20 protein-coding genes are annotated in these 23686 nt (G+C 53.5%); 13 read left to right on the forward strand and 7 right to left on the reverse strand.

Annotated elements, in window-relative coordinates; genetic code table 11:
• Nucleotides 1-107: 107 nt before the first annotated feature.
• The 3 genes from CX651_RS00580 to hldE all read right to left on the reverse strand — a co-directional run bounded on the left by CX651_RS00580 (nucleotide 108) and on the right by hldE (nucleotide 3001).
• Nucleotides 108-587 (reverse strand): TetR family transcriptional regulator, encoded by a 480-nt coding sequence (locus CX651_RS00580; protein ID WP_101052629.1) that lies wholly within the window; start codon nucleotides 585-587, stop codon nucleotides 108-110.
• A gap of 156 nt (nucleotides 588-743) precedes the next feature.
• A complete protein-coding gene (locus CX651_RS00585; RefSeq protein WP_226563771.1) occupies nucleotides 744-1391 on the reverse strand; it encodes a hypothetical protein in 648 nt (215 codons plus the stop codon).
• 179 nt (nucleotides 1392-1570) lie between these two features.
• Nucleotides 1571-3001, reverse strand: a complete 1431-nt coding sequence (hldE, locus tag CX651_RS00590) for a bifunctional D-glycero-beta-D-manno-heptose-7-phosphate kinase/D-glycero-beta-D-manno-heptose 1-phosphate adenylyltransferase HldE (protein WP_101052633.1) — start codon at nucleotides 2999-3001, stop codon at nucleotides 1571-1573.
• A gap of 106 nt (nucleotides 3002-3107) precedes the next feature.
• Here hldE and lpxL point away from each other — a divergent pair, with 106 nt between their 5' ends.
• Nucleotides 3108-4031 (forward strand): LpxL/LpxP family Kdo(2)-lipid IV(A) lauroyl/palmitoleoyl acyltransferase, encoded by a 924-nt coding sequence (gene lpxL, locus CX651_RS00595; RefSeq protein ID WP_101052635.1) that lies wholly within the window; start codon nucleotides 3108-3110, stop codon nucleotides 4029-4031.
• 57 nt (nucleotides 4032-4088) lie between these two features.
• Here the strand turns inward: lpxL and CX651_RS00600 are convergent, their stop codons facing one another.
• Nucleotides 4089-5813, reverse strand: a complete 1725-nt coding sequence (locus tag CX651_RS00600; protein WP_101052637.1) for a potassium/proton antiporter — start codon at nucleotides 5811-5813, stop codon at nucleotides 4089-4091.
• A gap of 514 nt (nucleotides 5814-6327) precedes the next feature.
• On the opposite strand from CX651_RS00600, the gene CX651_RS00605 reads away from it, so the two are divergent.
• The 3 genes from CX651_RS00605 (at nucleotide 6328) to CX651_RS00615 (ending at nucleotide 11233) form a co-directional block, all read left to right on the forward strand.
• On the forward strand, nucleotides 6328-8601 hold the full coding sequence (locus CX651_RS00605; RefSeq protein WP_101052639.1) for a nitric-oxide reductase large subunit: 2274 nt from the start codon (nucleotides 6328-6330) through the stop codon (nucleotides 8599-8601).
• An 85-nt stretch (nucleotides 8602-8686) separates the two neighbouring features.
• A complete protein-coding gene (gene norR, locus CX651_RS00610; protein WP_101052642.1) occupies nucleotides 8687-10207 on the forward strand; it encodes a nitric oxide reductase transcriptional regulator NorR in 1521 nt (506 codons plus the stop codon).
• A 111-nt stretch (nucleotides 10208-10318) separates the two neighbouring features.
• Complete coding sequence (locus CX651_RS00615; RefSeq protein ID WP_025890079.1) at nucleotides 10319-11233, forward strand: L,D-transpeptidase family protein; 915 nt, start codon at nucleotides 10319-10321, stop codon at nucleotides 11231-11233.
• Between the two features lie 68 nt (nucleotides 11234-11301).
• Here the strand turns inward: CX651_RS00615 and CX651_RS00620 are convergent, their stop codons facing one another.
• Together CX651_RS00620 and CX651_RS00625 are read right to left on the reverse strand one after the other, a co-directional pair.
• On the reverse strand, nucleotides 11302-12123 hold the full coding sequence (locus tag CX651_RS00620) for an N-acetyl-ornithine deacetylase (RefSeq protein ID WP_025890080.1): 822 nt from the start codon (nucleotides 12121-12123) through the stop codon (nucleotides 11302-11304).
• A 100-nt stretch (nucleotides 12124-12223) separates the two neighbouring features.
• Nucleotides 12224-12565: an FKBP-type peptidyl-prolyl cis-trans isomerase gene (locus CX651_RS00625; RefSeq protein ID WP_025890081.1), complete on the reverse strand. Its 342-nt coding sequence runs from the start codon at nucleotides 12563-12565 to the stop codon at nucleotides 12224-12226.
• A 182-nt stretch (nucleotides 12566-12747) separates the two neighbouring features.
• Here CX651_RS00625 and zapE point away from each other — a divergent pair, with 182 nt between their 5' ends.
• On the forward strand, nucleotides 12748-13866 hold the full coding sequence (zapE, locus tag CX651_RS00630) for a cell division protein ZapE (protein WP_071237745.1): 1119 nt from the start codon (nucleotides 12748-12750) through the stop codon (nucleotides 13864-13866).
• 63 nt (nucleotides 13867-13929) lie between these two features.
• On the opposite strand, the gene glnE is transcribed toward zapE, so the two are convergent.
• Nucleotides 13930-16782, reverse strand: a complete 2853-nt coding sequence (glnE, locus tag CX651_RS00635) for a bifunctional [glutamate--ammonia ligase]-adenylyl-L-tyrosine phosphorylase/[glutamate--ammonia-ligase] adenylyltransferase (protein ID WP_101052644.1) — start codon at nucleotides 16780-16782, stop codon at nucleotides 13930-13932.
• Between the two features lie 234 nt (nucleotides 16783-17016).
• On the opposite strand from glnE, the gene CX651_RS00640 reads away from it, so the two are divergent.
• The 8 genes from CX651_RS00640 (at nucleotide 17017) to CX651_RS00675 (ending at nucleotide 23686) form a co-directional block, all read left to right on the forward strand.
• Nucleotides 17017-17967 (forward strand): hypothetical protein, encoded by a 951-nt coding sequence (locus CX651_RS00640; RefSeq protein ID WP_101052646.1) that lies wholly within the window; start codon nucleotides 17017-17019, stop codon nucleotides 17965-17967.
• A gap of 31 nt (nucleotides 17968-17998) precedes the next feature.
• Nucleotides 17999-18898 carry a DUF350 domain-containing protein gene (locus CX651_RS00645; RefSeq protein WP_101052649.1) on the forward strand — a complete coding sequence of 300 codons (900 nt, stop codon included), beginning with the start codon at nucleotides 17999-18001 and terminating at the stop codon, nucleotides 18896-18898.
• Nucleotides 18899-18902: 4 nt separating this feature from the next.
• Entirely contained in the window at nucleotides 18903-20630 is a 1728-nt protein-coding gene (locus CX651_RS00650; RefSeq protein WP_101052651.1) for a polyamine aminopropyltransferase, read from the forward strand.
• A gap of 79 nt (nucleotides 20631-20709) precedes the next feature.
• Nucleotides 20710-21123 carry a YjfI family protein gene (locus CX651_RS00655; protein WP_025010359.1) on the forward strand — a complete coding sequence of 138 codons (414 nt, stop codon included), beginning with the start codon at nucleotides 20710-20712 and terminating at the stop codon, nucleotides 21121-21123.
• An 11-nt stretch (nucleotides 21124-21134) separates the two neighbouring features.
• Nucleotides 21135-21824, forward strand: a complete 690-nt coding sequence (locus tag CX651_RS00660) for a PspA/IM30 family protein (RefSeq protein WP_025010358.1) — start codon at nucleotides 21135-21137, stop codon at nucleotides 21822-21824.
• A gap of 6 nt (nucleotides 21825-21830) precedes the next feature.
• Entirely contained in the window at nucleotides 21831-22481 is a 651-nt protein-coding gene (locus CX651_RS00665) for a hypothetical protein (RefSeq protein WP_039034530.1), read from the forward strand.
• A 6-nt stretch (nucleotides 22482-22487) separates the two neighbouring features.
• The gene (locus CX651_RS00670; protein WP_100144902.1) at nucleotides 22488-22814 is read left to right on the forward strand and encodes a hypothetical protein; all 327 of its coding nucleotides are present in this window, start codon (nucleotides 22488-22490) and stop codon (nucleotides 22812-22814) included.
• Between the two features lie 71 nt (nucleotides 22815-22885).
• A complete protein-coding gene (locus tag CX651_RS00675; protein ID WP_101052654.1) occupies nucleotides 22886-23686 on the forward strand; it encodes an ion transporter in 801 nt (266 codons plus the stop codon).

Genomic DNA, 23686 nt, shown 5'->3' on the forward strand with positions numbered 1-23686 from the left:
GACAGCTGGCCTTAATATACAGAGCGTCCAAGTAAAACAGCAGGCCTAAGCCTGCTGTCTCAATTATCTCTATGAATCGCTTGAATGGGAGTCGCTTAATCGGGATTTTAAGCAGCGTAAGAGATACCCGGGTCGGACAATAACATAACAGCACTGCGCCCCAGGAGATCGTTGATCATCTGGTCACCCTTATCCCCCAGCTCTATCTGAGCGTTTTCTCTGGCCATAGCTACGGCACGAAACAGAGTGATCTCTGGATTATTGTATCCACAAAGACTAAAGAAAAGCCTCAATACCGCCCTATGCTCTGCTTGTTGCAGCGCCTGCATCCAGGAATGTTCGAGCGCTTCAACACTGGAAAAATCCAGAGCGGCCAGAAACAATCGGCCAATACGCACATCTAATCTTGTTAAAAAATCAATTTTGCGCGGAAAATGATGACTAATTCCCGTGCGGCTAATCCCCGTTGCTTCAGAAAGTGTTGTATAAGACATAGCCTCAAAGCCAATAGTTAAGATCTGTTTGAGAGCTTCGTCCATAATCTGATTGATAGTCAGCTCAGTCTGAGCCTTTGAACGCTTGGCCATTCTTGTTTGCCTCTTATCCCTGTTGTTTTTATTGCAAACGAGCTTATCAAAGGGCTAAAGAGAATACTGCCGAAAAGAGGGAGGTTAACAGTGTTTTTCACTTTTGTTCAGCAAAGGTTCAGCTAAGAAAACTAAAAAAAGAGCTTATTTTTCACATTATTGCAACATGCCTTCTTTAAACAACAAAAAATTGGCGCTTTCGGTTCCTAACAGCTGTTCCAAGGTGGGTTGCAACACTCTACCCAACTGCTCACGACGCCAAAACATATAGCCTGGAAGGGCTTGCCGACGATTTCGAGAAAAAAGATGTTGCAGTAAGCTGGAAAATTCCGCCACTTCGTCCTGAGAATAACTACTGATAACCGGATAAAAATCGAGCACAAATGTTGTAAAATCAGCAAATCCTGCGATTTTCTTTTGATCATATCTTCTTAACACTTGTATCAGGTAAAGGGGGCTCCAGTGTGACAAATTGCCGATATCAGAAATGACGGCCAGGTTGCGACGATGGTATTGTTGCCAAACAAGTTCCAGACTGTTCCATTCTTTAGCACAACGCCAAGCGAGATAAGTATCAGCCAGCCACTCATGGTCCAGTTCAGACAACTCGGCAGGCAGAACATTTCCTTGCAGGCGCTTTACTTCCAAATGCCCCAACTCATGCCAGAGAGTTAATTGCGGCTGATGCTGCAACGGCAGTTCATGATTTTGACCATTCCAGATAGCACTTTGACTTTGAGGGATATATTGCGGTGCCCAGAGAACCATGCCGGCAATTCTGTCATCTTCGACAGGCAGAGACATGGCACCTCTCCTCCCCAAAGCATCGAAGAAAGCTTGTTGAGACAGAGGCAATTGTTGCTTGACCCTATCGGGGAGTTGCTGCAAACACTGAGGTAATTCAGATGGCGGACATATCAAAGCCTGTTTCGGACCCACATCGGTCCAAAACAAGCTTCCCGATAGCAACGCCGCCATCAACATCAGGACTTGGTCATAATATTCTGAATAATGGCAGTGGTGGAGATACCATCTTCGAATCCCAGCACCTTAACACTGCCACCGGCAGCGATCACTTCTTCACCGCCGGCAATCTCTTCTACCCGGTAGTCGCCCCCCTTGACCAGGAGATCCGGCAACAATCTGGCGATCACCCGCTGCGGCGTATCTTCGCTGAAAGGCACCACCCAATCGACAGAAGCCAGCCCCGCCAGTACTGCCATTCGCCGCTCAAGACTATTGACCGGACGTCCTTCACCCTTGAGCCGTTTTACCGAAGCGTCGTCATTAACCGCTACTATCAATCTATCACCCAAGGCCCTGGCTTCTTTAAGGTAACTGACGTGCCCGGCATGGAGTATGTCAAAGCAACCATTGGTCATCACCACCCGCTCACCTCTGAGCTTGGCTTGCTGAATGGCGTACAGCAGTTGATCTTCGCTGACCACCCCAAAGCCCGACTCTCCCTGATGCTGAGCCAGGGCCTCGATGAGTTCAATACGACTGACGGTGGAAGTCCCCAGCTTGCCAACCACCACACCGGCGGCGCTATTGGCAATGGCGCAAGCTTGCGGCAGGTCGCTGCCTGCAGCCAAAGCTGTGGCAAGCGCCGAGATCACTGTATCTCCGGCACCGGTCACATCATAAACTTCCCTGGCCATAGTCGGGATATGCAACTCATCTCCTTCACTGGTGATAAGTGTCATGCCCTTCTCCGAACGAGTCACCAGAATCGCCCCCAGTTGATGCTCACTAATCAAGGCCTGCGCCTTGGCCACCAGATCGGCCTCAGAGCTGACAGTGCCCACTACAGCCTCAAACTCATTCATATTGGGGGTGATCAGGCTGGCTCCGGCATAACGACCGAAATCACTGCCCTTGGGATCCACCAAGACACAGATCCCCTTGGCTCTGGCCTTGGCAATAAAGGCCTGAGGTTGGTCGATGGCCCCTTTAGCGTAGTCAGACAATACCAGTACCTTGCAATCATCCAGCAAGGCCTCGCTCTGCGCCAATAACGCCTGGCTCTGTTCCCGGGCAAAGGTCTCTTCAAAATCCAAGCGGATAAGCTGTTGATTGCAGCTCAGCACTCGCAGCTTAGTGATCGTGGGTTTGTTTTCGACTGTCAGCCACTTGGGTTCCACGCCTAAGGTGCTGATGCCCATATGCAGGGCAGCTGCGGCCTCATCGGCACCGACAATACCGGCCAGTTGCACCGAACCGCCCAGCGCCGCGATATTTAGTGCCACGTTGGCAGCACCGCCGGGCCTATCCTCTATCTGATTGATTCGCACCACAGGTACAGGCGCCTCGGGTGAAATGCGACCGGTTGAGCCACCCCAGTATCGGTCAAGCATTACATCACCAATGACCAGAACCTTGGCTTTTTCAAATGGGGGCAGAGTTACCTTCATAACGAACTTGTCTTCTTCGGGCCAAATAAACCCTAATTGTACCTAATTTTCACAATAAATTGGGTTAGAATATGCGGTAATTTTTCCAGTAAACGGGTTTATCGTTTTGGTAGAGAAAGCGCAATTTTCCACTCACTTGTATCATCCTAAATTCTGGTTGCTGTGGTTTGCTGTCGGCCTGGCCAGGCTGACTCTCCTGCTGCCACTTAAATGGCAAATGAAGCTTGGCAGCACCTTTGGCCTTCTGGCAATGAAGCTGGCCGGAAGCCGGGTCAACACCGCCAGGCGTAACCTTGAGCTGTGTTTTCCACAAATGAGTGAGGCCGAGCGAGAGACGCTGCTAAGACGTAATTTCCAGGAAACAGGCAAGGCGATTTTCGATACCATCAATGCCTGGTGGTGGAACAATGACAAGGTGCAAAAGCACATGCAGATAAAGGGTCAGGAGCATGTAGAGCAGACACTGGCAGCCGGTCAGGGGGTTATTCTGTTTGCGGTTCACTGCTTGCCGCTGGAGATGGGCGCAAGAATATTCGGCCAATTTCAGCCCGGGGTTGGTGTGTACCGCCCCCATAACAACCCTGTAATGGAATACCTGCAGGTAAAGGGCCGTTTGCGTTCAAACAAAGCGCTGGTTCCCAAGCGGGATCTCAGGCAGATGGTGCGTTGCCTGCGTAACCCTGATGTCATCTGGTATACAGCAGATCAGGACTTTGGCCGCTCCAGTGCCGTCTTTATCCCCTTATTCGCCGTTCCCGATGCCGCCACCATTACCGGCGGCACCACCTTGGCCAAACTGGGTAAAGCCAAAGTGCTGCCCTTCTTTGTCGAGCGTAACGCCGACGATACGGGTTACAACATAGAGATACAGGCGCCGCTGGATAACTTCCCCGGCGAAAATGAGGTGGAAGACGCCAAACGCGGTAACGGCATTGTCGAGCAGTTGATCAGCCGTAATCCGGCGCAGTACATGTGGCTGCATCGCAGGTTCAAGACCCGCCCCAATGAGAGCGATCCCTCACTCTATTGAGAAAGTAGCCGTAAAAATGCCGACTCAAGGTCGGCATTTCTTCGTTCTTCGCTTTTTTCAGTCTTCAGAGGGCAATCTCAAACCAACCCGGCTGACTGTCCCTTCCTGCACCTCGGCGACTATCCAGTCCAGCCCTTGCCAGAGGAATTGATCCCCCACCACAGGGTGACTGCCAAGTTGCTGCTGCAGTAAGTCGGCAACCCGCAGCTGCTCATATTCGGGTTCCAGCTGCATGCCGTAAATTGGTGCCATGTCGGCCAGCATCACATCCACAGAAATAAAGAAGTCACCAAAGAAGCGGGGCGCCTCGCGTTTTTCTGGCGCCTCACTGAACAGCTGACTCAGAGGCTCCAAATCGTCCTCTTGCCCCAGCACACAAAGAATATCATCGGCCATCAGCCTGGTACTCCCCGAAGGGTGCAACAGTTCGTTATTGCGAAATACGGCGGCAATCCGGGTTCCCGCCGGCATGGCAAGGCGCCTCAGAGGTTCACCGATACACCATTTGTTTTCACTGAGGCGATAGACAAATATCTCCCATTCACTGGTGGGATAAATTTCCACCCCGGCGCGGGAAATAGGTGCCGGTTTGGGGGGCAACTCCACCTTGGCCAGTTGCGCCGCCTTGGACAAGGTACTGCCCTGCAGCAGCAAGGAAACCATCACCACGAAGAAGGCCAGGTTGAAGTAAAGCTGCGCCTGTGGCAGCCCCGCCATCATGGGAAATACCGCGAGAATAATGGGTACTGCGCCGCGCAGCCCAACCCAGGAGATAAACCATCTGTCTCTATCATGGAAGCTGCGAAACGGTAGCAAACTGAGCCAAACCGCAATCGGCCGCGCCAGAAAGATCATCCCAAAGGCCAGTGCCAAACCCGGTAAGGCGATATCTTTCAGATCCGATGGCGTCAGCAAGAGTCCCAGTACCAGGAACATGCCTATCTGACTGAGCCAAGTCATACCATCGAGCACGTTGAGAATCGAGTGTTTGCCACGGGTCGCCTTATTACCGAGAAACAGTCCCACCAGATAGATAGACAGAATACCACTGCCTCCCAGGGCATTAGAGATGGCGAAGATCATCAGTCCGCCACTTAGCACCAAAATGGAGTAGAGGCCTTCGGGCAATTGATTGCGATTGATAACCTGCCACAGTAGCCAACCGCCGCCGACACCGAGGATCCCGCCAAGGCCAAACTGTTTGATAAAGCTCAGTGCCAGATAGCTGCCCGAGAGTTCATCGCCACTGCTGCCAAGAATGGCAATCAGAGTCACGGTCAAAAACACGGCCATGGGGTCGTTACAGCCAGATTCAATTTCCAGTGTCGAACCGACACGCTCATTCACGTTTTTGCCTTTCAGCAGGCTAAATACCGCCGCAGCATCGGTCGAGCCGACAATAGCCCCCACCAACATGCCCTGAAGTAAGTTGAGATCGAACAGCCAGGCAGCCAACAAACCTGTCAGCGTGGTGGTTAACGCCACCCCAAAAGTGGCCAAGGACAAGGCCGGCCACAATGCCACCCTGAAACTGGCAACCCGGGTACGCATGCCACCATCAAGCAGAATAACCGCCAGCGCCAGGTTACTAACCAAATAAGCAACTGAATAGTCGTTGAATACTATGCCGCCGGGACCATCTTCACCGGCAAAGATACCCACAGCGAGAAATACCACCAAAATAGGAATACCGAGTCGCGACGATACTGGGCTGAGCAGTACGCTGACTGCGACAAGCAAGGCCCCGACAAGGAAAAAGCTGTTGATGATATCTGCGTTCAAATGACCCTCCAGTTGAAAATGCGGGGAAGCTAATAAAAGAGAAACCTGGCTCTAACGAGACTCCGGAAAACACGTGGGTTACAGGCGGGATTATATCATTAATTAGGGTTATTTTTCAGTAGAAACAGTTGACTTATTTTTGCTTTTAGCGAAAAAAACCAGAAAAAGAAGCCAGGTAACCCATTAAAAAATAGAATATTTACCCATAAAACATCAAATGCGCACCCAAAGAAACATAAACTCAAATTAATGAAAAAAAACCTATTTTTTCAATTAACTAAAGAATTTGAAATCCAAGAATTCTCGTCAAGATATCAGTTATAGCTTTCTGGTAAACAGTCAGTGTCACAATGACAACAATTAATGTTAAAAGGACACATTAAACACAATCAAAATGACAGTATCAAAAGCACACAAATAAGTAATACACTGATTAAAAACAAGAATAAAAGTTGGCACGTTAGCTGCTCTATGGAAGGAAACCTATCAAATAGACTTTGTCAGAGGGATGCCAATGAGCAGACAAAAATTCACCCTGATCGCACTGTTACTTGTGTTGGTCGCTTCTTTCACTGTGCTTCTCAGTATCGGCAGTGAAATCTATCGGGAAAAACCACCGATTGCCGATACCTATAGCGACAGCCAGGGCCAAGTGGTTTTCAGCGGCAAGGATATAGAACAAGGGCAGTTGGTTTGGCGCTCCATGGGCGGGCATCAACTTGGCTCCGTCTGGGGCCATGGTGCTTATGTGGCTCCGGATTGGACTGCAGACTGGCTACACCGTGAGGCCGAAGCCTGGCTGGATATTCGCGCCAAGGAGACATACAACAAACCTTTCAATAGCCTGGACAAGAGTACTCAGGCCGCATTGGAGCAAGCTTTAAGGGATGATTTGCGCCATAACACTGTCACTACAGACGAGAGAGGTCACACACGGGTAATGCTTTCCGACACCCGTATCGCCGCCATGGCGCAAGTGAGTCAGCACTATCAATCTTTGTTCGGTGACGATCCCGCGTTGAATGAGCTACGGGAAGCCTATGCGATGAAAACCAATACCATAGGATCTGCCGAGCGCCGTCAACAGCTCAATGCCTTCCTGTTTTGGGGCGCTTGGGCCGCAGTGACCGAACGCCCGGATGCCAATTACACCTACACCAACAATTGGCCCTACGATCCGCAACTGGGTAACACACCGACCTCAGACAATATCGTCTGGTCGATTCTGAGCATAGTGACTCTGCTGGCCGGTATCGGTGCCCTGGTTTGGTATCACGCAGCCGGCAAACATGAAGCCCTGCCGGCTCCCGCCACAAAAGATCCCCTGTTCAGACACAAACCCACACCGTCACAAAAGGCCACAGGTAAATATTTCATTACCGCTATCGGCCTATTTCTGCTGCAGATACTGCTAGGTGGCGTCACGGCGCACTATGCGGTTGAAGGCCAGGAGTTTTACGGTTTTCCCTTGAGTGAGATCCTGCCCTATTCAGTGACCCGCACCTGGCATACTCAACTGGCTGTATTCTGGATAGCGACGGCCTGGCTCGGTACCGGACTCTATATCGCGCCGGCGCTTTCCGGCCACGAGCCCAAATATCAACGCTTCGGTGTCAACCTATTGTGGGTCGCTCTGCTGGTAGTGGTGCTGGGCTCCATGGCCGGTGAATGGCTGGGGGTACAGCAATATTTCTCACTGGACAACAACTTCCTCTTCGGTCACCAGGGATATGAATACATAGATCTCGGCCGGGTGTGGCAACTGCTGCTGTTGGCCGGATTGATGATCTGGCTGGCGCTGGTGAGCCGCGCCATGTTGCCCGCCCTGAAACAGGAGTCTGAGCTAAAACCTGTGCTCTGGGTGCTCTATGCCTCCTGTGTTGCCATCGGCCTCTTCTATGGTGCCGGGCTGTTTATGGGCAAGCACACTAACCTTGCCATCGCCGAATACTGGCGTTGGTGGGTAGTACATCTGTGGGTTGAAGGCTTCTTTGAAACCTTTGCTACCTCGGTTATCGCCCTGATGTTTGTGCGTCTTGGCCTGATCCGTGCCCGCAGTGCCAATAGTGCGGTACTCTTCTCTACCCTGATCTTCCTGACCGGGGGCCTGATAGGCACACTGCATCACCTCTATTTCACCGGCACACCCACTTCGGTCATCGCCTGGGGCGCTATCTTCTCGGCGCTGGAAGTGGTGCCTCTGGCCCTTATCGGTTTTGAAGCGGTAGAAAGCTATCGCCTGCGCCGGGCCGCTCCCTGGATGCAACGCTATCACTGGGCCATCATGTTCTTTGTTGCCACCGCTTTCTGGAATCTGGTGGGCGCCGGTGTACTGGGCTTCCTGATCAATCCACCGATTGCCCTCTATTACATTCAAGGGCTGAATACCACGGCCACCCACGCCCACGGCGCCTTTATGGGAGTCTACGGCATGCTGGGGATAGGCCTGATGTTGTTCTGCCTGTCGGGACTTGCCGGTAAACTGCGCTGGGAAGACAAGTGGCTCAAGGGGGCATTCTGGAGCCTGAATCTGGGGCTGGCCGCCATGTTGTTCCTGTCATTGCTGCCGGTGGGCATAGTGCAGTTCTTCGCCGTGCTGGATCATGGCTACTGGTTTGCCCGCTCGGCAGAGGTGATCCACAGCCCGCTGGTAGAACGCCTGGTATGGATGCGGATGTTTGGTGACATCATCTTCTCCGTCGGCGGTTTATTGCTGGGCGCCTTCCTCTTGGGATTGTTGCGACAGGCGGTCAAGGCCAAACGCTTGGCCATTGCTACCAGTCACTAGCCACTCGCACTGAAAAATAATGTCAAAATGACATTCCGCTGTCCCTGGGGTAGACTCACCCCAGGGATTCTATTCAGGTCAGCTTATGCCACTCAGCCATTCCGATCTTACCCGTATCGCGCTGGATATCACCTCAGGTTTGCCAAACAGCGACAGATTCAGTCGCCTGCTGGCGACAGTACGGGACAATCTCCATTGTGATGCCGCCGCTCTGCTGCGATTTCAGGGCAATCGCTTTATCCCACTGGCAATCGACGGCCTCAGGGCCGATGTACTCGGTCGCAGCTTCAACATCACAGAGCACCCGAGACTGGAGGCCATCGCCCGCGCCGGCGATCTGGTGCGCTTTCCGGCAGACAGCCAATTGCCGGATCCCTACGATGGCCTGATAGCCGCCCACACAGATAAGCTCAAGGTGCATGCCTGTATCGGCCTGCCGCTGCTGGACAAGGAACAGCTGATAGGCGCCTTGACCATAGATGGTCTGGACCCTTGCCAGTTCGACGATTTCAGCGATGAAGAGTTGCGAAGCCTGAGCGCCATCGCCGCCGCCTCCCTCGGCAATGCCCTGCTGCTGGATAAGTTGGAAAGCCTGTCGCTACAGAGCCAGAGTCAACCATTGCCGGAAACCGGCCACAGTGAACTTCTGGGGGAAAGCCCGCTGATGTTGGCGCTGAAGCGGGAAATTGCCGTGGTCGCTCCCAGCGACCTGAACGTGTTGATCCTCGGTGAAACCGGCACGGGTAAGGAGCTGGTTGCCAAGGCAGTACACGCCGCCTCGCCCAGAGGCAACAAGGCTCTGGTGTACCTCAACTGCGCCGCCCTGCCCGAGTCGGTCGCCGAGAGTGAACTCTTCGGTCATGTCAAAGGCGCCTTTACCGGCGCCATCAGCAATCGCGCCGGTAAGTTTGAATTGGCCGACAAGGGGACTTTGTTTCTCGACGAGATAGGCGAGCTCAGCCTGCCGCTGCAGGCCAAGTTACTCAGGGTGCTGCAATACGGCGATCTGCAACGGGTTGGCGAAGACAGAAGCCTGACAGTGGATGTGCGGGTTATCGCCGCCACCAATAAGGATCTCAAAACCGAGGTGGTTGAAGGCCGCTTTCGCGCCGATCTCTACCACAGGCTGAGTGTTTTCCCGCTACTTGTACCGCCACTGAGAGAAAGGGGTCGCGACATACTGCTGCTTGCCGGGCATTTTCTTGAACGTTGCCGCAGCAAGCTGGGGCTGGAGCGCCTGAGTCTGTCCGCCGAATCGGAAGCCTGGCTGCTGGCCAACGACTGGCCTGGCAACGTCAGGGAACTGGAACACCTGTTGCACCGCGCCAGCGTGTTGGCGCGCGCCGCCAGTGACCATAACCAATGCCAGTTGCAACTGGGTGAGTTGCAGTCAAAGACCCCCTCTCCAAGTGCGCTGTCGCGCCAGCTGGACACAACAGCGCCTGCAGAAGCCATCACACTCAAGCAAGCCACAGAGGAGTTCCAAAGACAGCTGCTGCGCAGTGTGCTGGAGCGGCATCAATACAACTGGGCCGCCAGTGCCCGCGAGTTGGGCGTCGACCCTGGCAACCTGCATCGACTGGCAAAACGCCTACAACTGAAATAGTTTTTTTGCCGCAATCTGTTGAAATCTGCGCCGGAAAAGGTAAGGATGCCTGCTCGACTCTGATGCCTGAAACCAGGGCGACTGACAGCGTTTAATGAAGAAAAATATCCTATGACAAGAATTCCCCGCCTCGCCCTGTTACTGGGCCTGTTGCTTCCCGCCTGCCTGTCGCAGGCCGTTGAATATCCTCTGCCGCCCGAAGGCAGCAGTATCGTCGGTGACAACCAGTATTATGTGGTGCCAGATGACAAGCGCACACTGGAGAGTGTTGCCGACGAATATCAACTGGGACTAACCAACATGACCGAGGCCAACCCAGGGGTCGACCCTTTTCTTCCCAAGCCACGCAGCACATTACTGATCCCTCACAAGCTGATCCTGCCGGATGCCCCTCGTAAAGGGATAGTGATCAACGTGGCCGAAATGCGCCTCTACTACTATCCCAAAGACAGCAATACGGTACAGGTCTTACCCATAGGCATAGGTCAGATAGGCCGGGATACCCCGGAAAACTGGGTGACCAAGGTTTATCGCAAACGTGCCAACCCCACCTGGACCCCAACGGCCAGGATCCGCAAGGAATATGCCGCCAACGGTATCACCCTGCCCAAGGTATGGCCTGCAGGCCCGGATAACCCCATGGGCTTATATGCACTTTATATCGGTAACCTGTATGCCATTCACGGCACCAATGCCAGCTTCGGTATCGGCCTGCGTGTCAGCCAAGGTTGTGTCCGCCTGCGCAATCAGGATATCGAACATTTGTTCAATACTGTGCCCAACGGCACCCGGGTACAGTTTGTCAATCAGCCGATAAAGGCCAGCCTGGAGCCGGATGGAGGTCGCTATCTGGAAGTGCATCAGCCGCTGTCGCGCACCGAGGCCGAGTTTGAATCCACCGCACCTGTGGTATTGAAGATGACCCCGGCCATCAGCCGCTTTATCGCCCATGCCGACACCGACTCCACCGTGCTCAAACGCCTGTTGGATGACAGAAGCGGTATCCCTACCCGCCTCAACCCCTGAAAGCCTTTCAAAAGCAAGACCCCAGCTTAGGCTGGGGTCTTGCTTTTGAGCGGTATCGCTTTTGGCTGTTACCCCTTGATGGGAGCCAACTGCTGCTGCACAAAGGCGTGCATCACGGCGCTGTTGGCCAGAATTCGCTGATCCAGATTCTGGGTTGCCGGCGTTTCACTGCAAACACCCACCTTGGCACCGGTGCGAACCAGCCAGGCCTCGAACGAAGTATCAAAGTGGTTGAAGATGACCCCGTCTTGCACCGGACAGCCATCGATATCGCCATCGGCGGCAATATCAAAGAAACGCCCCAGAGTATCACGCAGCTGCAAACTGAACTGGCCGGGTGATTGTCTGGGCTCAAAAGAATAGATATAGGTGTGCTGCTGCAACACATCTTCATGACAGGTCAATATGCCTTCGCGGCTGGCGCCCTGCAGCAGTTGGCCATATTCCAGCAGCAGCTTGCCTTCAACCGAAGGTGAACTGGCTTCGCCCTCTTTGGGCTGTAAAAACCCCCGGTTGGGGTTTTCACCGAACTTATTGAATCTGTGCCCCTTGGCAAAGCCAGTGGGGTTGACCAAAGGCAACAAGCTTAGATTAATTCGCTCGAAAATATCCTGTTGCAGTTCACTGAGGAAATGCAGCATACCCCAAGGGCCGGCAGCCTCTTCACCGTGGAATCCGGCACTGATCAACACAGAAGGCAGCTCCGCCGTCGCTGAGGGCGACTGATACAGCTCCAGTGGATAATCACCTATTTCGCCCAGCTTCTTGCGACCCAGCTGCAGACGGTCAACTTCCTGTTGCAGTTGGGCATAGAAATGTTCGATATCCGTACTGTCGCAGGCAAAAATGTCTGAATGCCATTGAAAAGATGCGAAGGGGGAACGGCTCATAGTGCTTTTATGACTCAGATGAATGAAGGGCAAAGCTATAATATCAGCTTTATATAAAAACAAAATCCATCTGAGCCAATAGCGCTCAAAAGCCCTGGACTCAATCGTCGCGGGTCAGGACTTCCAGCAGTTCAATTTCAAATTCAAGATCCGAATTCGGCTTGATCAGCGCCCCAACCTGGCGTTCACCATAAGCCAGATGTGCCGGAACCTTGAGTCGGCGTTTGCCACCGACCTTCATTCCCATCAAGCCCAGATCCCAGCCCTTGATCACCCGCCCTGTGCCAATGACACACTGAAAGGGACGCCCCTTATCCCAGGAAGAATCAAATTGAGTACCGTCACTCAACCAACCTCGGTAGTGAGCCGTGATAAGCGCTCCTTTCACCGCGGCTTTGCCCTGACCTTCCTCAATATCTATGATTGCCAATTCTGCCGTCATGGCTTGTTCCTCAACCTATGGCTCAAAAGGCGCATCTTATCCGTAAAAGGAACTGAACACTATTCCATGAATAGATGAAGCGGCATGGCAGGCACTTTTCCTTCAGGCTCAAGCCCTTGCTATACTGGCCGCCCGCGGCACTTATGGCACTTAAATAACAGTCACAGGATGAGACGTCCAGAATGAAGCACACAATTTCCCCCTCTGAACGCTATGCCCAAGGCCCTTGGCAGCAAGACCCCGCCCAGTTGCCTGCGCTGGCAGCGCTTGATAAGCGTTTTCAGGCGCTCGGTCAGGGAAACAAAGTCCCCGGGCTCTACCTGTGGGGGGATGTCGGCCGCGGCAAGACCATGTTGATGGATCTCTTTTTCAATGCCGTCGAGGGGCAACCCAAGCTCAGACTGCATTTTCATCACTTTATGGCCAGGGTTCACAGAGATCTGAACCGCATCAGCGGCACCCGTGAGCCTTTGGATCAGATTGCCGCCACACTGGCCAAAGAATGCCGCCTGTTATGCTTCGATGAGTTTTTCGTCTCGGATATCGGCGATGCCATTATTCTCGGACGTTTACTCGAAGGCCTGTTTAACCGTGGCGTTATGCTGGTCAGCACTTCCAATACGCCAATCGAGCGCCTCTATGAAAACGGCCTGCAGCGAGAGCGCTTTTTACCGACTATCGACTTGTTGCAACAGAAGATGGAATCGCTGCACCTCAATGGCGAGCGGGACCATCGCCTCACCAAAGGCGCGCCCCATGCCCAGGCGGCACTTCCCCTGCTGCAGCTTGGCAATGAACCTGACTTCAGCCAGTGGTTTTCAAAAAACGCCTCGGGCCCAGGGCAACTCAGCATCATGGGCAGACCGCTTTTTTTCCAAGCCATGGAAGCCACACAATCCCTGGCCTGGTTTCGCTTCGATCAGCTCTGCGAAGGGCCGAGATCCACTCTGGATTATATGGAGCTGGCCGAAACACTGGATACTCTGCTGCTGAGCCATGTGCCCAGGCTTGGCGGTGAGCGCCGCGGCTGGATCCGCGCCCGCGGCACCGAAGATGCTGCCGAAGCCGTCAGCACAGGCGATAGAAAACTCAGTTATGCGCCAGAGGATGATGCCGCCCGGCGCTTTATCGCCCTGATAGATGAGTTTTATGACAGGGGTAAACAACTGGTGCTACATGCCCAAGTACCACTGGAGCAGCTTTATCAGGGCGGCGCCCTCAGCTTCGAGTTTCGCCGCACCTACAGCCGCTTAAGCGAAATGTTGCAGCGAACTCCCGGCAAGCCAAGGGCAGGTTATTGAAAGTCGAATAAAGATGGCATCAACCTCTTGTATCCGAGCCTGCCCATCAGCCATAAATAACTCTTACCCCAAAATAAGCTCATAGATGTTGCTGACCCGTTCGGCCTGCTCCGCCACTTTTTCCTGTGCCACCAGCCCAGGCAAACCGGCCAGAGTCAACCTGTGGTTTTCATCCCTCAGCATGCAATAGGCCTGGGTCAGATGCTGCGCCGACATCAAGGGCAGCAGCTCAAGCTCGGCCAACACCTCAAAAATCCGCACATTATCAGACCAGATACACAACTCGGGGTGCTTATGGGCATGGGCCAGCACCAGATACTGAGCGATAAACTCAATATCGGCGATACCGCCAACGCTTTGTTTAAGATCGAACATTCCCTGTGGCGCTTTGAGCAGATGGTCGCGCATCTTAAGGCGCATCTCGCGCACTTCGCTGGCCAGTTTTTTCCTGTCTCTTGCTTGGCTCAGCACACTGTCACGCACCGCCTGAAATTCCTGCGCCAGGGCGTTATCACCGAAGACAAAGCGGGCACGAACCAAAGCCTGATGTTCCCAGGTCCAGGCCTCCTGCTGCTGATATTCACCGAAACGACCAATTTCACTGACCAAGAGCCCGGAGGCGCCCGATGGTCGCAGGCGCATGTCTACCTCGTAAAGCTCGCCCGACATGGTGCGGGTGGAAAACAGGTGTAATATCCGCTGCGCCAGTTTGAGATAGAAGTGCCCTACATCCAACGGCTTGTCACCGTCAGTCGAGCCACCCTTGGCATTGTGCAGAAACACCAGGTCGAGATCCGAGCCGTAGCCCAGCTCAATGCCCCCCAGCTTGCCATAGCCGACGACGGCAAAACCTATCTCGCCGTCAGCCAGGCCAGGCGGCACGCCGTGGCGCTCTGTCATTTGCTGCCAGGCCTGTTGCACCACTTGCTCTATGATGGCCTCGGCAAGAAAAGTCAGGTGATCGCTGACCTGCATGATAGGTAAGACCCCGGTGACATCCGCGGCGGCAATTTTCAACTGTTGCGACAGTTTAAACTGCCTAAGCGCCTCCATCTGCTGCTCCATATCCTCTTCCGGAACCCGCAGCAGGTATTGGCGCAGTTCACTGCCGTAGTCATCCAGAGAGGTGGTGTCATAAAGCTGCGCCGGATCGATCAGTTCATCCAGCAACATGGGGAATTTCGCCAACTGCTGGGCAATCCAGGGACTGGCACAACACAGGCTCACCAATTGTTGGCGGGCGCCAGGGTTTTCACACAGAAGTTCAAGATAAGTGGTACGGGTCAGGATCTGCTCCAGTACGCCGGTTACCGGCTTGAATGCCTTGCCGGGATTGGGCTGCAGCGTCAGCTCCTCAAGCATTTTCGGCATCAGCTTATCCAGGGTATCCCGCCCTCTCGGGCCTATGGCCCGGCGTGATACCGTCTCGCGCCAATGAGCCAGACTGCTCCAGAGTTCATTGTCTTCTATGCCTCGCTCGGCCAGCAGCGATTGTATGTCTTCCTCGCTGTCACAGACCCAGAGCTGGCAGGCCCAGCTATCGCTTTGCTCCTCATTATCTTCATCACCGCCGACAGTATCGCGAAAATGGCGATGAATCTTGAACATCGCAGCCTCAATCTCACTGCGCAGCTCAGCTTCATTGGCCATCTCCAACGCAAAACAGAGACGATGCCAATCCAGGCCGTTATCCGGCAGGGTCTGGGTCTGTTTATCCCCTATGGCCTGCAACAGGTTTTCTACCCGGCGCAGCAGCAGATAACTCTGCTTGAGTTCATCTACCGCCAGGTACTCAAGTTGTCCCAAACTAAAGAGGGTATCTATGGCATCGAACAGGCTTTGACTGCGCAGCGCCGGCTCCCGGCCGCCGCGGATAAGCTGAAAACTCTGCACCACGAACTCCACTTCGCGGATACCGCCGGCACCGAGTTTGATGTTGTCCTTGAGCTGGCGCCGCCGCACTTCCTGGGCAATCAGGCGCTTCATCCGCCTTAAGGAATCTATGGCGGAAAAGTCGATATAACGCCGGTAAACAAAGGGGCGTAGCAGGTCGTGAAGTTCGTCAGAGTATTGAGTCCAGGGACCAAGCGCGCGGGCTTTGACCATGGCGTAACGCTCCCAGTCACGCCCCTGCTCCTGATAATAATCCTCAAGGGCGCTGTAGCTGACCACCAACGGGCCACTCTCGCCATAGGGACGCAAACGCATGTCGACCCGGAACACGAAACCATCGACTGTGACTTGCCCCAGCAGATTGACCAGGCGTTGCCCCATGCGGATAAAGAACTGCTGGTTATCCAGGCTGCGCCGACCGCCCTGGGTCTCACCGTGTTCCGGGAAGGTAAAGATCAAATCGATATCCGAGGAGAAGTTCAGCTCGCGACCGCCCAGCTTGCCCATCCCCAGGATCATCAAAGGTTGTGGCTTGCCGTCGCAGTCACAGGGGGTTCCCAGACTCTGGCACATTTCGCGATAGAGCCAGTCTCTGGCGCCAATTATAAGTGCCTCTGCCAATACAGAGAGATCAAGCAGTGACTCCTGCAGCGGGCTATAACCCATGAAGTCGCGCCAGGCGAGACGTACCATTTGCCGGTTGCGATAGTTTCGCAGCACTGATTTGGCGGTTTCTTCCTGGGTGACAGGGTCGAGCAGGGATTGGATTTCGTCGGCAAAGTCTTGTCTATCCAGGCGAGTGAGCTGGCCGCTAAAGAAGGGGGCAATCCATTCTGGGTGGCGGCACAGCTGAGTGGCAACATAATCACTCAGGCCCATAACCCGCTGCACCTCCTGCTGCTCGATGAGGCTGAGCTCAGTGACCACCTCAGGCCAGCGCTCCACCAGCAGATGCCAATGCTTACCGGCCTGCCGGCACAGCAACTCGGAAAACGGCTTTTGACTGTCACACCCCAATTCCATAGTTATCCCTGTTCGATTGTATTGAAGACTATTTAGACATATTATGTCATTTTGCTGCACGTATCTCTGCTCGACATGGGGGTTACCAAGTCGATGCCTGTGATTCTGACTTCACCCCAATTCTTGTGGGTGATACTCTGTGCACAGATTACACCAACTTGCACTGACGGCCTACGGGACCAGAGGTTTTAGCACCGTTTGCCAGTCTCAAGTGCTTATCATAATGGAGAAAACATGGCAGGAATGCTGATCCGTATTCTCAGTCTGCTGATGCTGTTATCACTGACAGCCTGCGGTGACGATAGACCAGAGCAGATTGCCCAGTTGCAACAGCTGAATGACCAACGTCTGGAAAAACTCGGCCAGATGCTGGACAAAGACCAGCTGCGCAATGGCATCTTACTCAAACAGTATGGTCAAATTCTGGCGCAGCAGCGGCCGGAATTACAACCGCTGGTGGAGCAACTGACACTGGATGCCACCAGTAAAGGACCACTGTACAAGTCACTGGAAAGCAGGGTGAAAGACGCCAAGGTGGCGAGCAACTTTGTTAATCTTGACCAACAGTTGGAAGAGGAAAACAACCTCTATCAAGCGCTGGACTCAAGCCTGTTCAACGACATGCTGTCAGATCCCGTCAATGTGATTGCCGATATGTCAGAGGGCAAACTCGCCAGGGTCAACGCCATCAGCCGCGAGGCTTCAACCCTGGCCAATGACTCGGAAGACTTTGGTGCCGGCAGCCAGTTGGTGGGTAACCCCGCCTATGGCCAGTGGCAAACCGATTCCAACGGCATGTCCTTTTGGGCCTGGTATGGCATGTACTCCATGTTTTCCAACCTGTTCCACAGGCCGGTTTATTATGACAACTGGTCCAGAGGCAGGGATTACAGCTACTACAATGATGTGGGCCGCTATCGCTATACCTCCCCCAAGCAGGCCAAGGCCCAAACTCAGGTCTATGAGCGCACCAAAAAACGTTTCGACTCTCAAGGCAAACGCTTTGACAGCCCTTATGCCAAGTCCCGCTCCGGCTCCAGCGCCCTCTCTCGTCAGAGCAGCGCGGCACCCAAGCCATCCAGCAGTGGGCAATCGGCCAGCAAGTTTCGCTCAAACTACTCTAAAGACAGCAGTTTCCGTAATTCTGGCAGTCGCACCAGCCGTGGTGTCAGCCGGGGCAAATAACTCAGCCAGGATCACAACTTAAGGAATGAACATGACTCTATTTCAGGAATTCGGCATCACTCAGGAACTGGCCGTCATACTCGCCATCGACCTTTCTATCGCCGTGGTACTGCTCACTCTGACCCGCTACCTGCAGGGCTGGAGTATTCGGGTAAACAGCAGTGAAGAGCTGGCGGTCAGAGACAACTTCGCCTTCGGCATCAGCACCGCCGGCGCTGTGGCGGCACTGGGTATAGTGCTGACAGGCGCCATTACCGGCGCCGCCGCTCACAGTTATCTGCAGGAAGCCATTGGCATGAGCGCCTACGGCCTGTTTGGTCTAGTGCTAATCAAACTGGGGCGCTTTTTGCACGATAAAATCGCCTTGAATAATATCGACAAGAACGCCCTGGTACTCAAAGGCAATGTGTCGGTTGCGATAGTCGATGCCTCGGCCGCTATCGCCACTGCGATTATTATCCGCGCCGTGCTGCTATGGGCCGAAGATCTGACCCTGGATACCTTTATTGCCATCCTCAGCGCCTTCGCTATTTCTCAATTGATGCTGGTGTTGCTGACCCGCCTCAGAGAGAATCGCTACGCCGCCCGCAATCAGGACAGCTCAATGCAGCAGGCGCTGGCGCAGGGAAATACCGCCCTGGCGATACGTCATGCCGGGGCGATGATAGCCATGGCGCTGAGCTTCAATGCCGCCAGTCACTTTATCGTCTTCAGCCCTGAAGCCTATGTCACCAACGCCCTTGGCTGGCTGGTGTTCTCCTTCATTATGTTGGTGGTACTGAGCCTGTTGCTGCCCTTGGTCAAACTCCTGGTGCTGGCAAAAATTGACCTCGCCGATGAGGTGGAGAAGCAGCACAACATAGGCTTGGCCGCAGTTGAAATGGCGATCAGCATAGCGGTTGCGCTGATCCTCACCGCTTTGATGGCCTGATCCCGTGGCACTAAGTAGTAACGCCAACACCCAAGAGCCCAACAGACGCCACTTGGGTGCCCTTGATGATGCCCTGCTTTTAGGGATCATGGGGGTACTGGCGGCCTGTGGTCTGATATACGAATACCTGCTTTCCCATTATGCCGGGCGCATTTTGGGCGCCCTCGAGGCGGCCATCTACACCATGATAGGCTTGATGATAGTCTCCATGGGCTTGGGGGCCTTTGCCGCCCGCAAGATAAAGTGCGCCTTCAGTGGCTTTGCAGTATTGGAATTGACTGTCGCCTTGCTGGGCTCTCTGGCGATTCTGATCACCGCAGCTGTCATCGGTTTTGGCCACGAGCTGCCGGAACTGATAGGACGAACCCTGGGACTACCGCCGGATCATCTGCCTCAGGGTGGCTTTATCGGCCGTTTTCAGGAGTTGTCCCGCTACCTGCCCTATTTCTGGGGTGTGTTACTCGGTTTAATGATAGGGATGGAGATCCCGCTCATTGCCAGGGTGCGTCAGGCTCTTTCCGAAGAACACCTGCTGCACAATGCCGGCACCATTTATGGCGCCGACTATATAGGCGCAGGTGTCGGCGCCGCGCTTTGGGTCGGCTTTATGCTGGCGCTGGATATCCAGCTGGCTGCCGCCATGACCGCCGCCTTTAACCTCTTGGCCGGATTTATCTTTATTATCCGCTTCAGGGACAGGATCCGCGCCGCCAACTGGTTACTGGCGGCACACGTACTGGCCACAGGAGTGCTGCTGATGCTGGCCATTAAGGGGCCGACTTGGGAGCAAGGGTTCAACAACCTCCTGTATAAAGACAAGGTGGTCTATGCCAAGGCTACCCGGTTTCAGCAACTGACCCTGACCAAACGCCTGATGGGTAACCATCTGCCACCTGTTTACTCCCTCTATATCAATGGCAGGTTGCAGTTCTCCTCCAGTGATGAACATATCTATCACGCCTTCCTGGTACATCCGACTCTGGCGGCAAGCGCCCGTCACGACAAGGTGTTGATCATAGGCGGCGGTGATGGATTGGGCTTGAAGCAGGTACTGAAATGGCAACCCAAGCAGGTCACTCTGGTGGATCTCGATGCCGAGATGGTCAAGCTATTCAAAGAACCCGGGGCTGACGTACCGGAAGATCTCAGGACAGCATTGCTCGGCCTCAACGGCAACGCCTTTGCCGATCCCAGGGTGGAAACGGTTTTCGACGATGCCTTTAACGGTGTCGACCGCTTGCTGGCCCGCGGCGATAAATACGATGCCATCATAGTGGATCTGCCTGATCCCTCCCATCCGGATCTCAATAAGCTCTATTCAGACCTGTTTTATAAAAAACTCAGGGAACTTTTGAGCGCGGATGGAGCCATCAGTATACAGTCCACCTCGCCTTACCATGCGACCAAGGCCTTTATCTCTGTAGGCAAGACCCTTGCGCTGGCGGGATTCAAGGTGAATCAGTATCACCACAATGTGCCCAGCTTTGGCGAATGGGGCTGGACCATAGGGACACTCAATGGCCAGGACGCCAAGAGCCGGCTGCAGCAGATGCAGCAACTGCCGGTAGAGGATGACTGGTTGACGCCCGGACTTATTCGCGGCGCCTTCGAGTTTCCGAAACAGTTTTACACTAAGATGGACCAAGTTCAGCCCAACACCATAGGCTCACTGCAGCTGTATTACTACCACCTGCAGGCATGGACAGATGAACAGGGTGTAGCAACCTTTTAAACAGGCAAAGATAACGCTTGACATATTATGTCTCGATGTTATCTTTAAACGCAGACATAATATGTCAAAGAGGACAAATATGAATATTCACACTATTGCCAATCATTTAAATGGACTTGGCGACAACAGCTCTACTGGGTTCCAGTTTGACTGTTACCCCATTGAAGGGGATGTAGAAGTGTTGCAGGTCAATGTGGTTGGCCGTGAAGAGATCCCCGTATTTGTTTCGGTAACGGAAAACCAAATCCTCTGCATCAGTTATCTCTGGGGAGAGGATGAACTCAAGCAGGAACGCCGTGCCGAGATGTTTGAAACCATGTTGGAACTCAACATCCCTATGCCACTGTCTTCATTCGCCAAGATTGACGATAAGTATGTGGTTTACGGTGCACTCTCCCTGCAATCGAGCATGCTGGAAATAGAGCAGGAACTCTCTGTCCTGTCTGACAACTGTCTCGAAGTCATTGACGAACTGGTCGACTTTTTGAAATAAGGAGCCAAATCATGGGCATACTGAACAAAATTCTTACAGCATTCCGCGGTGGGGCCAACGAAGTCGGCCAAAGCATAGTGGATGCCAATTCAACCCGCATCTTCGAACAGGAGATCCGTGACGCCGAGAAACACCTCACCAAGGCCAAGCGTGAACTGACAGATGTGATGGCCAAAGAGATGCAAGCCAGCCGTGAAATCGATCGCATTAAACGTGCTGTCGCCGAGCATGAAGGCTATGCCACTCAGGCACTGGAAAAAGGCAATGAAACCCTGGCACTGGAAGTGGCCGAGAAAATTGCCCAGCTGGAAATGGAACTGGCCGAGCAACAAACTGCCAACGACAGCTTCAGTGCCCATGCTGCCCGCCTGAAAGATCTAGTGAAGAAGACCGAACGCCAGCTGGCCGACTATCAGCGCCAGTTGAGCATGGTCAAGACCACTGAAAGCGTGCAAAAGGCCACGGCTTCCATTACCGACTCTTTCGCGTCAAGCAACTCCAAGCTGCTCAACGCCAAAGACTCACTGGAGCGTATCAAGGCACGTCAGCAACAGTTTGACGACCGCTTGAAGGCTGCCGAAAACCTGGAAGCCGAGAACAGCGACCAATCGCTGAAAGCCAAGCTGGCTGAAGCCGGTATCGGTGAGCAGAAGAGCAACGCCAGCGATGTGCTCGAGCGTTTGAAAGCCAAGAAAGGCTGATAACCTATGGGATTCTTTGGCAGCCTGTTTGGCAAAAAAGAAACTCCAGTGCGTCAGCTTAAGCACCCATCAGAGCTGCAAAAGGGCGATATGATCTCCCTTGATGACAGCTTTGCCCTGCCCGCGCATCTGCGCGGGCAGCAGCTTAGGGTCGAAGCCGTCAATACCTATGAGTATCAGCGCAGTCAGTCGACTGAATGGGTACTCAAGGGGCACAGCGGCGAAGCCATCTATCTGGGGCTGGATGAAGACGACGAAACCTGGCTGGCTTTCTCGCTGAAGATAAGCCGCGCTCAGGTGGATGCCTTATTCGATCTGGATGATTTCTCCGCCATCTTCGATGAGCCGGGGAAAGCTGAGCTGAGTACCAAGGCACTCACTGCCGAGACTGAGATGCTTGAGCAATGGCTCGGGAAACACTACCATCAGGTCAGTTTTGCTGAGTTTGGCTATTTCCACCGGGAAGATTACCGTGGACTCAGGCCTCCTCAGGATGCTGACGGTGCAACAGGTGATGCCTTCGAAAGCTATCAGTTGCTGGATGACGATGAGTCTCGCGCTGTGGATATCGAAGTCTATGAAGGAGGCGAAACCGACGTTGCGCTGACCCTTTACCGCCCCCTCAGCGATATTCGTGACTACTGGCCAGGAGAATAATGCGGCATGAGCAAGAACCACCCTTATCCGGAAAAATGGTTACAAAACCAAAAGGCTGCCAAGGCGACTCAGGTAGCATTCGATCTGGATGAAAGGTTTCAATACTCTATCCGCAAGGCGGCCCTGGATACAGGTGTCAGCCCTTCAGATCAGATCCGCATGATATTGGGTTTATCCGTGGCCAAGCGTCCCAAGCGGCCACGGTTAACCGTTTCGCTCAGTCCTGCCGACTATGTCCAGCTCGCCGAAAAATACGGCTTGACGCCGGATGCACAGCTAGAAATTAAAAAACGGGTATTGGAAGACCTGGTACAATTCGTAGACGAACAATAAACACGCGCGTTTACAGGAAACGGTAAGTCTTTTACCCTGAAAGGATATCTAGTTTTTCAATGGAAGAACCAATGCCGGATAAATCTCGCTGGTTCCTGAAGCCGCCTGTTCAAGTATCCCCTTTCGAATTGGCGATGATGTTATTGTCGCTGATTTCTGTGGTTGTGATCCTGATCATGACCTTTGTCCCTGTCGATCCCGAAACCCACAAGCTACTGTTTTACATCGATACGGGTATCTGTTTTATCTTTATGAGTTATTTTCTGATAGGGCTTTTCCGGGCAGAAAATCGACTCGCCTACATCAAATACCATTGGGTCGACTTTGTCGCCAGTATTCCGGCGATTGAAGCGCTGCGCTTCGCCCGTTTATTCCAGATCCTCCGGGTATTGCGGCTCATTCGCATGAGCAGTTCCCTGATAGGGCCACTACTAAAACAAAGGCGTCAGGCCACCATCGCCAGTCTACTGGTGTCCATGGTGACTATCATCACTATCGCCTCGGTCATGATGTTGCTGGTGGAAAGCGGCGTCGAAGGCGCCAATATTCAAACCGCCGAAAACGCTATCTGGTGGGCGATTGTGACTATTTCAACCGTAGGTTACGGTGACTTTTACCCTGTGACGACAGTAGGCCATGTGATAGGTGGCGTAGTCATCGTCTGCGGGGTCAGTTTCTTCGGGGTTATTTCCGGTTATATGGCATCGCTGTTTGTCGCCCCCGATGAGCAAGAGAGCCTGGAAAACCAAAGCAAGGTCATTAAGAGCGAGTTGGATCTGGTACTCGAACGTATGGAAGCTAACCAACAACAGATGCTGACGGAAATCGCCGACTTGAAACAGAAGTTGGCGCAGCAACAGCGGGACGAATAG

It is taken from the genome of Shewanella chilikensis (assembly GCF_002836945.1).
GTDB classification, from domain to species: Bacteria; Pseudomonadota; Gammaproteobacteria; order Enterobacterales; family Shewanellaceae; genus Shewanella; species Shewanella chilikensis.